At 53.3% G+C, this 10,426-nt stretch carries 6 protein-coding genes; 1 reads left to right on the plus strand and 5 read right to left on the minus strand.

From position 1 onward, the window contains the following. Positions 1-143: 143 nt before the first annotated feature. The 5 genes from ACTS3T_RS19755 to ACTS3T_RS19775 all read right to left on the minus strand — a co-directional run bounded on the left by ACTS3T_RS19755 (position 144) and on the right by ACTS3T_RS19775 (position 9,277). The gene (locus ACTS3T_RS19755) at positions 144-2,153 is read right to left on the minus strand and encodes an ABC transporter ATP-binding/substrate-binding protein (protein ID WP_462935434.1); all 2,010 of its coding nucleotides are present in this window, start codon (positions 2,151-2,153) and stop codon (positions 144-146) included. A gap of 88 nt (positions 2,154-2,241) precedes the next feature. Then, on the minus strand, positions 2,242-3,084 hold the full coding sequence (gene ntrB / locus ACTS3T_RS19760) for a nitrate ABC transporter permease (RefSeq protein WP_462935435.1): 843 nt from the start codon (positions 3,082-3,084) through the stop codon (positions 2,242-2,244). Positions 3,085-3,258: 174 nt separating this feature from the next. Further along, entirely contained in the window at positions 3,259-4,620 is a 1,362-nt protein-coding gene (locus ACTS3T_RS19765) for a CmpA/NrtA family ABC transporter substrate-binding protein (RefSeq protein WP_462935436.1), read from the minus strand. Positions 4,621-4,994: 374 nt separating this feature from the next. Further along, positions 4,995-5,930 (minus strand): glycosyltransferase family 2 protein, encoded by a 936-nt coding sequence (locus tag ACTS3T_RS19770; protein WP_462935437.1) that lies wholly within the window; start codon positions 5,928-5,930, stop codon positions 4,995-4,997. A gap of 83 nt (positions 5,931-6,013) precedes the next feature. After that, entirely contained in the window at positions 6,014-9,277 is a 3,264-nt protein-coding gene (locus ACTS3T_RS19775; protein ID WP_462935438.1) for a valine--tRNA ligase, read from the minus strand. A gap of 186 nt (positions 9,278-9,463) precedes the next feature. On the opposite strand from ACTS3T_RS19775, the gene ACTS3T_RS19780 reads away from it, so the two are divergent. After that, on the plus strand, positions 9,464-10,339 hold the full coding sequence (locus ACTS3T_RS19780) for an NAD(P)-dependent oxidoreductase (RefSeq protein WP_462935439.1): 876 nt from the start codon (positions 9,464-9,466) through the stop codon (positions 10,337-10,339). The last annotated feature ends 87 nt before the right edge of the window (positions 10,340-10,426 follow it).

The raw sequence follows: 10,426 nt of genomic DNA on the forward strand, positions 1-10,426 counted from the left end.
AACTGAGCAGGCGGCTGAGCAGAGTCGAAACCAGCCGATGAGAAAAGGGGAAGGGGATGTCTACTGGTGCATGCCCCATCAACAACCGAACGCAACTCATGCCCGGTGAGCGCTGGCGCTCCTGCCCTTCCCCGGCAAACTTCTTAAACAGCCACGAGGCGAGGTTTGGCTTGATCGAGGGTTACTTCAGCAACGCTAAAGTCGCGGCGAATCGCAAGCTGATTCAAATAACCAATCGGGTCTTCAGCGTCAAAGCGCGTACCATCAAACAAATTGATATAGCCACGGCTGTATTTCATATCCATTAGCCCCAATTCTCGCGCTGCCGTTAGAAAAACATTGACGTTACAAATTCGCTCCAAAATTTCTAACCAGTTGCGCGGAAAGGGGGTGTGTCCCCAGCGTGCCATCTGCGTCATCATCCACAAATGTTCGGTACGACTAGGGCGGTTGCGACCTTCGCCAAAAAACTGATGGTGGGCATACTGCCGCAACGGCATCGACAAATCGCAAACCGCCGCATTTGGATCGCCCAACTGAATGTAATCAATATCGGTGCCGACATAGTCGCGCCGCGCCAAAATCCGCCGAATTTCTGGTTCGTTTTCGGGTTGAGCACAATAACGGCAAGCATCTAGCAGCGCCTTGACTAAAGCAATGTGAGTATTGGGATAAGCCGTCGCCCAGTCTTCGCGTACCCCCAATACTTTGCCGGGATGACCGTTCCAAATTTCTAAGTCAGTAGCGATGGTGAAGCCAACTTTTTCAGCCGTAGCTCGCAAATTCCACGGTTCGCCAACACAATAGCCGTCAATTGTACCCGCTTGCAGATCGACAATCATCTGAGCCGGGGGGATGTTTTGTAAGAAAACGTCGGTGTCGGGGTCAATGTCACCTGCCGCCAGCCAGTAGCGCAACAGCAGATTATGCATTGACGAGGGATGCACGACACCCAGGGTATGTCTGCGATCGCGGCTTTGCAACAATACCTGTCTAAAGTCGCTGAGGCTATGCACCCCTTGATCGTAAAACCGTTTATCTAGGGTGATGGCGTTGCCATTGCGGGTTATCGTGAGAGCCGTCACCACCGAGACAGGGGGTTCTTCATCGCCGCCCAGCGTCAGCCAGAGGGGCATTCCCGCAGGCATTTGCGCCGCATCGAGGTAGCCGCCGCGCATCCCGTCTGTGATGCCGCGCCAACTGGTTTCACGCACCAGATTCACCTCATCTAGACCATGCTTGGCAAAAAAGCCTTTTTCTTGAGCGATCGCCACGGGCGCACAGGCGGTTAAAGGCACAAAGCCAATTTCTAAGTTGACTTTTTCTAACCCATGACGCGCTACAGCGCCAGCTTTACGCGATCGCATCTTTTTAATTCGCTTTTGCTGATTGAGAAAATAGATAATTTCGGAACGCAGGCTGTAGTAGCTAGGATGCTCGACGACTTCCATACGACGCCGAGGCCGGGGAATGTCTACGTCGAGAATGCGGCCAATTTCAGCCCCTGGGCCATTGGTAAGCATGACAATGCGATCAGAAAGCAGCACCGCTTCATCCACGTCGTGGGTTACCATTACCGCTGTCACCTGGTTTTCTTCGCAAATCCGCATTAGCTGCTCTTGCAAGCTGCCTCGCGTCAGCGCATCTAAAGCGCCAAAGGGTTCATCTAGCAGCAGCAGTTTGGGGCGAATGGCAAGGGCACGGGCGATCGCTACCCGCTGTTTCATACCGCCAGACAGGTGCATTGGTAGCTTATCAGCCGCGTGGCTCAGCCCCACCATGCGAATGTGTTCGTTGACAATGCCGCGTCGCTCAGATTTAGAGCGATCGCCCATGACGCTATCTACCGCCAGGGCAATGTTGTCGCGCACGGTGCGCCAAGGCAGCAGCGAGTAGTTTTGAAACACCACCATGCGATCGGGGCCAGGTTGCTTAATTCGCTGGCCTTCAAGCGTTACCAAGCCATTGGTCGGTAGCGATAGACCTGCAATCATGTTCAGCAAAGTGGATTTGCCACAGCCAGAGTGGCCGATAAAAGAGACAAATTCCCCTTTTTTGATTTCGAGATCAACGTTTTTTAGGGCAAGATATTCGCTGCCATCCGATAAGGGAAAGATCTTATCCACCTGGTCAACGGCTACAAAAACGCTCATAGCGAAAGTCCTCAATATTTTGTGTCAGTTATTAGCTGGAGTTAGACGGGCAAAAGCCGTAAGCCAATGCCCATCGGCAGGAGGTGGCTTACTCTCCCGGAACAATCAGCTTTTGAAGATAGGCAATACCGCGATCGAGCAGCAAACCCACTGCCCCGATATAGATCACCGCCAAGATAATTTCGCTGATGTAGTTCTGCTGGTAGGCATCCCAGATGAAGAAGCCAATGCCGACAATGCCAGACATGACAATCTCAGCCGCAATAATCGCCAACCACGCCAGACCAATGGCAATCCGCAACCCGGTGAAAATATAAGGCAGCGCTGCCGGGAGCAAAATATTGAGGTAATAGTCTTTGCGCGAAAGCTGTAGCACCTTAGCCACGTTGTTATAGTCTTCTGGAATTTGCCGCACTCCCTCAGCCGTGTTAATCAAAATCGGCCACACAGAGGTAATGAAAATCACGAAGATGGCCGCAGGTTGGTTTTGTTGCAGCGCTACTAGGGCGATGGGTACCCACGCCAGCGGCGCTACCATGCGTAAAAACTGAAAGATCGGATCCAGCGCTTTATTAATCAGCGGATTAGTGCCAACTAAAATACCAACGCTAATGCCAACTATGGCTGCCGCCAGATACCCCTTCGCCACGCGACCCAAGCTGGCTAGCGTTTGCCAAAACAAGCCCTTGTCTAACCCGCCGAGGTCATAAAACGGATACAGCAGCAGTTCTCGCGTCCGCTGATCCGTCCACAGACTCAACGGCCCCGGTAAGCGGGTCAACCCTGAGCTAGAAATCAACTGCCAAATCACCAAAAAGGCCAAAACACCTATCAGCGGTGGCAGAATATCCCCCGCCCGCTTAGCCCAAAAAGCGTGGAGCGGCGCGGGAAGTTTCAGACCTGAGTTGCGAGTTCGAGTATTGGCGACCATGATTGTAAGATTCCTTCTGTACTGATGTCGTAAGGCAATGCGATTGGCGATCGCATCTTTTGAGGCTACGCTGCGGTGATCACTAGAAAGCTCAAACTAGATGGCGGCCTCAGCGCTTGCGGGGCAGGGCGTTAGGCCGATGCCACAAACCACCTTCCGGATCGCTTGATAGGCTTAAATTCGTTTGATGGTGAGGCTGTCGAGGTAAGCTTGCGGATTTTGTGGGTCAAACTTAATGCCGTCAAAGAAGGTTTCAATGCCGCGTGAGGTATCGGCGGGGATATCGGCAGTAAAGCCTGCTTCTTCAGCGGCTTCGCGCCAAAGGTCTTCTCGGTTTACGGCATCGACAATCCGCTGCACCGTATCAAAATCTTGAATTTGATCGCGGTGGAAGCCCCAGCGCAGACTTTCGGTTAAAAACCACAAATCATGACTCTTGTAGGGATACGACACATTGCCGATATCGTCTGTCCAGTAAAGCGGGCCGGCTTTGATGGTGTTAAAAGCGGCTTTGTTGTCTCCCATTTCGTAGGTGCCTTTGTAAGGCGGCGTTAAAATATCAACCGGGATATTGAAGTAATTACGTCCGGCACAAATTTGTACTAATTCGTCGCGATTTTCGGGGCGATCGCACCACTGCTGCGCTTCCATTAGCCCTTTGAGCAAGGCTTTAGTGGCTTTAGGATTGGCATCCACCCAGTCAGCCCGCAGCGCTAAATATTCTTCGGGATGAAACGGCCAGATTTCATGGGTCAGCGCCGACATAAAGCCAATGTCATCGGCCACAATGCGGTAAGGCCAGGGGTCACCCGTACTAAAGGCATCCATCGTGCCGTTGCGCATTCCCTGTACGGTTTCAGCCGGGGGCACAGCCAAAAGGTCGATATCCGTATCGGGGTCAACCCCACCCGCCGCAAACCAGTAGCGAATCCAAAAGTCCTGGTTCACGTTGGGAAACGTATGCGCCGCTTTGAACTTACGCCCTTCAGTTGCAGAGAAATTTTTGATGTATTCAGCCGCATTGGTGATATCTAGACCCAAGCCCCTGCCCGCATGGATGCCTGAGATGGCAATGCCATTGCCCTGGGTGTTGAGTTGGGCCAGCACATACATCGGCACCTTTTGGCCATTGGTAATAATGCCTTCGCTAATCAAGTGAGGCATCGGCATCTGCCACTGGCCGCCATCAATGCCGCCGCCTTCAGAACCAATGGTGACGTTATCTCGTGCCGAGGCCCAGTTCGCCTGCTTCGATAGCTCTACCCCGGTCATGCCGTATTTGGCAAAAAAGCCTTTTTCTTGACCAATAATCATCGCCGCCGATTCCACTATGGGAATATAGCCCAATTTCACCTGAGCCGTTTCAGGCGCATCTGCAGCCGCGACGGGAGCCGCTGCTGTGGGCGTTGTTGCAGCCGTTTCTACCGTGGCCGATGGGGGATTGCCCAAACAGCCTTTCAGCAAGATTGACCCAGCAGCCGTAGCCCCTGCTGTGGTTAAAAACTTGCGCCGCGAAATGCTCGAAAAATTTGACATAGTACCTCCTAATTGCGCCCTCAGCCGAGACTGAGTCGCCAACGGTTATTAACAGTGAGTTAAAAGCTTGGTGGGAAAGAAAGGGGGTACTTACGCACCCCCACCAGAGGAGATTGCAATGTGTGGTCGCAAACGTAGGACAGGATTAGAGCGATCGCATCCGCTTATTCATATATAAACGTCTATTGCTTTCGCTCTTTCCATATAACTAAGTCTATTCTGAAAATCCGCAAACGGATCGCCGCTGAGCAGCCAATTCTCAACGGATTGTCAAATCCAAAACATAAGCAAAACTTTTAGATTAAGCCTATGCAATATTAACGGCTAATATAAATTCTTTACTAAGAGCTGGCTCAATAGCTATGATTTCCGCGTTAGGCCAGCTTCAGTTTGGAGATGATGGCTGCTTGCGTCTGGGGGTTACGAGCGGCGCGGGCTTGCTTGAGCAGTCGCCAAGCCGTGGCGGAAAAGAAAGCGGGGTAAGCTAGGGCGATCGCTGCGGCAATTTGCTTCTGTTTGAGTGCGACTAATCCCCAATGCAAATGCAGGTAGCGGCGAATATCGGCGATCGCAGGCAGTTTAGCCTGATGCTTGGTGCTGATGTTTTGGTAAATGCGCTCTTTGATCAAGAGATTGGTATCGAGGCGTTTTTGCAGGGCAATTTTTTGGTCGTAGCCACCCGGCCAAACGGTGCGATAGGCCAAGCACTCGTTAATAAACAGCGCGTCGCCAAACTGGGCTACCCGAATCCAAGAGTCAATATCGTCGCAGCTAGTCATCGCTAAATCCCAGCCGCCAGATTTAAGAAAAGCCGCTCGCTGCACTGCAACCTGAATTGGCGTGCCGAAGGGCACCACCTCTAGCAACATGCCGTAGTGAATATCGGCTTGGGGAATATAAAATACGCTTCCTGGTCCAGTAGGGGCTGTGCGGCTGAGTTCTTGCCCCTCAGCATTGACCTGAGCCGCCTGACAAGAGCAAATCACGGCTTGCGGACGCAGGGCGATCGCGGCTTGCATTTTCTCAATGCAGTCTGGCGCGAGGTAGTCGTCATCATCCACAAACTTGATCCAGTCGCCCGTGGCGATATCAACTCCTGCGTTGACGGCTCCGGCATGTTGCAAGTTAGCGGCGTTGCGCTGATAGCGCAGGCGATCGCCCAAACCCGTGACATAAGCTTGAGTGCCATCTGTAGAAGCATTGTCAACGACGATGACTTCACAAGGAACGGTTTGCGCTAAAGCACTGGCGATCGCCCGTTTGAGCAGGTCGAGGCGGTTGTAAGTGGTGATGACAAGGCTAAATTTCACAAGCAGTCCCTCGTGACAACGCTTTCACGAGCTTTCCCACTCTTTCCCCTACGACTCACATTCTCAATTTAGGCACCAGAAAGCTATAGACGAGTCAGGCGATCGCGCAGAATTTCCGCCTGGGTTTCGGCTTCCGCCAAGGCATCGCGGGCACCCTGCACCACGTCAGCCGGGGCTTTGTTGACAAATCCAGGATTATTTAAGCGGCCTGAAAGAGATTTAATTTCATTCTCTACTCGGCTGAGATCTTTTTCTAGCTTGGTTCGCAGCGCTTCTATATCAGCAACGCCCGTCAAAGGAATGAGCACCTGTACCGTCCCCACTACGCCTGCAAACATTTTGGCTTGTTTAGGGGCAGGTTCAGCCAGAAGGGGATCCGGCGCATCAGCCGCCGTTAGCAAAGCTTTCGGTTCAGGCGCAGGGGCTAGCTTCGCAGGTACGTCGCCTCTGATTTGTTGCCAGAAGGTTTGAGCCTGCTGCCCTAGCTGCTGGCGCTTTTGCCCACTGAGCAGCTTCTGGCTAGCAAACCAGAGAACATAAACTAAACCTGTTAGTTGCAGCAGCGCCGCCAGCAAGGGAATGTCTTCTAGGGTTCTTAAAATAGCGCTAATCACCTGTAGCAGCACCAGCAAACCCAACAGCAACCCTACGGTAATTGCAGGTCGGCGGACGCTACGCCAGAAACGACCTAAGTAAGCTTGCGGATTTTCTAGCCAGGTCAAAACAGACTGCCCCCATTCACCCACTTCAGTGGCAATATCTTCTGAGGTAATTTCGATGGTTTCAGGCGCTGCCTCAGCGTTGGTAGGGGTAGGGGATGGCTCTGCCCTATCAGCGGGGGCTGACGCTAGAGGCTGTGGGCGAGTTGCTGGCGTCTCTGGGGGGGTAGCTTCCTCCAGGCTAGAAACGCTCAGCGCTTTTACCTTGGCTAGGTCTTTGATATAGACTTCGGTGGCACTGAGAATTTGCCGTTCTTGCGGATCGTCGCTTTGCAGAATCGCTTCCACTTTCACGGCAGGCTTCACCCCGGCCTCGGCTCTGAGGTTGCGAATGGTGCGTACGGTACCAATCAGCAGCTCAAACTGCCGCTCTAGATCGGCATCAATCAGCGCCGTATTGACGCTGGGATAAGCCTGCACTGCTAAGAACTGATCGTCGCCCACCTGGTTGAGCGTGTGCCAAACCTCTTCGGTAATGTGGGGCATAAAGGGATGCAGCAACCGCAAAATGCCATCCAGCACGTAGGCCAGCGTTTGCTGCGCCACCTGTTTGGAAAGTCCCTCTGACTGAAGGCGCGACTTAACTAGCTCAATGTACCAGTCGCAAAAGTCACCCCAGATAAACTCATACAGTTCTTTGGCCGCTTCGCCCATGCCGTAGGCGTCGATATAGTCGCAGGTTTGCTGCACCACCCGATAAAAGCGTGAGAGAATCCAGCGATCGCTTAGCTCCAGATTTTCAGTATCGGGTTTTCCTAAGGCTGCTGGGGTTTGTCCCGCCAAATTCATCATCACAAAGCGGGAGGCATTCCACAGCTTGTTGGCAAATTTGCCCGCTGCCTCGACGGCAACCGATTCATCCGTTTCGCGATCGTACTCTAAGCGAATGTCTTGTCCAGCGCCCGCCACTTCACGAATCAGGGTATAGCGCAGGGCATCGGTGCCGTATTTGTTAATCAGCAGTAGCGGATCAATGCCGTTGCCCTTAGACTTCGACATTTTTTGATTATTTTCATCCCGCACCAGCCCGTGAATGTAGACGGTTTCAAACGGCATGGTGTCAGTAAAATGCCCTGCCATCATCGTCATCCGGGCTACCCAGAAAAAGATAATGTCAAAGCCTGTGACTAGGGTGCTAGTGGGATAGTAAGTTTGCAAATCTTCGGCGGCTTGATCGGGCCAGCCCATAGTTGAAAAAGGCCAGAGTCCAGAAGAGAACCAGGTGTCTAACACGTCTGGATCTTGTCGCAGTTCGACCCCTTCACCAAACTGGGCGATCGCCTTTTCTCTGGCAGCCTCTGCTGACATAGCGACGATGTAAGGCGTGTGATCGGTAATTTCGCCCTCGGTTTGGCTGACTGCGTACCAAGCCGGAATCTGGTGCCCCCACCAAAGCTGGCGAGAAATGCACCAGTCGCGCAGGTTAACCAGCCAGTCGCGGTAGACCTTGCGCCAGCGACCGGGCACAAACTGAGGCGATTCGTGGTTGTCCAATGCATCTAAGGCTTTTTCGGCAAGTGGCCGAATTTTGACAAACCACTGGGTAGACAGCAGCGGCTCCACCGGAACTTTACCGCGATCGCTATAGGGTACCGAGTGCTTGTAATCTTCGGTTTCAACCAAAAACCCATCGTCATCCAGGCGTTTGACGACGGCTTCTCGTGCCTTAAAGCGATCGAGTCCGGCAAAGATGCCTGCCTGCTCGTTCATGCTGCCGTCTTTGCTCATGATCGTGATCATCGGCAGGTTGTGGCGCTGCCCCATCTCAAAGTCATTAGGGTCGTGAGCCGGAGTCACCTTAACGCAGCCCGTACCAAAGGAGGCATCCACATACTCATCTGCAATGATGGGGATTTCTCGCTCCATAATCGGCAGCATGACGGTTTTGCCAACCAGGTCTTTGTAGCGATCGTCATTGGGATTGACCGCTACAGCGGTATCGCCCAACATGGTTTCAGGACGGGTGGTAGCAACCTCAACATAGCCGGAACCATCGGTGAGGGGATAGCGAAAATGCCAGAGATGGCCGTCTACTTCTTTATTTTCAACTTCCAGGTCAGAGACGGCAGACTGGCTAGCGGGGCACCAGTTCACCATATAGTTGCCGCGATAAATCAGCCCTTCTTCATAGAGCCAGTTAAACGCAGTCATCACGGCATCAGACAAGCCCGCATCCATGGTGAAACGCTCTCGCGACCAGTCTACTGAAACGCCCAGCTTCCGTAGTTGGTTCACAATGGTGCCGCCAGAGGATTCTTTCCATTGCCAAGCCCGCTCTAGGTAGGTGTCGCGATCGATGTCTTGGCGGGTTTTGCCCTGCGATCGCAGCTCTTGATCCAAAATGGCGCTCACCGCAATGCTGGCGTGATCGGTACCGGGTAGCCAAAGGGTGTTGCGTCCGCGCATCCGGTGGTAGCGCACCAGCAAATCAATCAGCGCCATCTCAAAGGCGTGCCCCATGTGCAAACTGCCCGTCACATTCGGCGGCGGAATCACCACACAGTAAGGCTTGCCCTCATGTTTCGGATCAGCCTTAAAGATCTGCTGATCTTCCCAGCGCTGTTGCCATTTGGCTTCAGTCTGGGCTGGATCATACTGGCTAGAGAGACTAGGACTTGATGCAGTCATGACAAAAGGGCGATGGGTTGCGTTGCAGACAGAACATTATCTAACGATTCTGCCATGCTAGCTGGTCTAGCGGCTAAGCCTTAGTTGCTTTTCTCTCTCTAGGAGGAGGCTGGCTGAGGGGGACATTGAATTTGATCACATTGCTCACTGGAATACTGGAAGAGCAGAAAAACTCACAAGGTAGTTATGAAAGTTGCTTTTATCGGACTAGGGACAATGGGCGCGCCGATGGTGATGAACTTGCTAAAGGCGGGGCATGACGTGACGGTGCATAATCGCACCCGCGATCGCGAAGAACCCTTAGTCGTAGCGGGGGCGAGTCGGGCTGAGTCACCTCAGGCGGTAGCCGTTGGTGCAGAGGTGATTATTACCTGCGTTAGCGATACCGCTGATGTCGAGGCCGTTTTAACTGGGGAGGGGGGCGTCATCTATGGAGCCGAAACCGGGGCGATCGCCGTTGATATGTCTACGATTAGCCCTACAGCCACTCGCCAAATTGCCGAAAAGCTGGCAAAAAAAGGGATTCACCTGGTAGATGCTCCGGTTTCGGGGGGGTCTGAAGGGGCACAAAAGGGGACGCTGTCGATTATGGTGGGGGGCGAAGCGGCTGATGTGGATCGGGTGCGTCCGGTTCTAGCCGCAATGGGTCAAACCATTACCCATGTGGGGCCAATTGGGGCAGGACAGTTGACCAAGGCGATTAACCAAATTATTGTGGCAGGCACCTACTGGTCAGTTGCCGAAGGAATGGCGGTGGGTTTAAAAGCGGGCTTGGATATGGAAAAGGTTGTGCAGGCAGTCGGCGGCGGTGCGGCTGGCTCTTGGGGGTTGAGCCACCGCTCTGGCAACATGATTGCCAATGAGTATCCGCTGGGCTTTCGGGTGCGACTGCACCGCAAAGATCTGAACATTGCCCTGGAAGCGGCACGAGAACTGGGGGTAACGTTGCCGATGGCCGCCTACGTCGAGCAGATTGAAACCGGGCTAATGGCACGGGGCTACGGGGATGAGGATATCTCAGCGATCGCCCGTAGCGTCCGGGAACAATCGGGCATTGAGTAGGGGCGTTTGGTGCAACGTCCTGCTAGCCATCGGGAAATTGCCAGCAGGCGCTAGCCATCGGGAAATTGCCAACAGGCGCTAGCCATC

Source organism: Almyronema sp. (assembly GCF_052168255.1).
Lineage (GTDB): Bacteria > Cyanobacteriota > Cyanobacteriia > Phormidesmidales > Phormidesmidaceae > Sphaerothrix > Sphaerothrix epifaneia.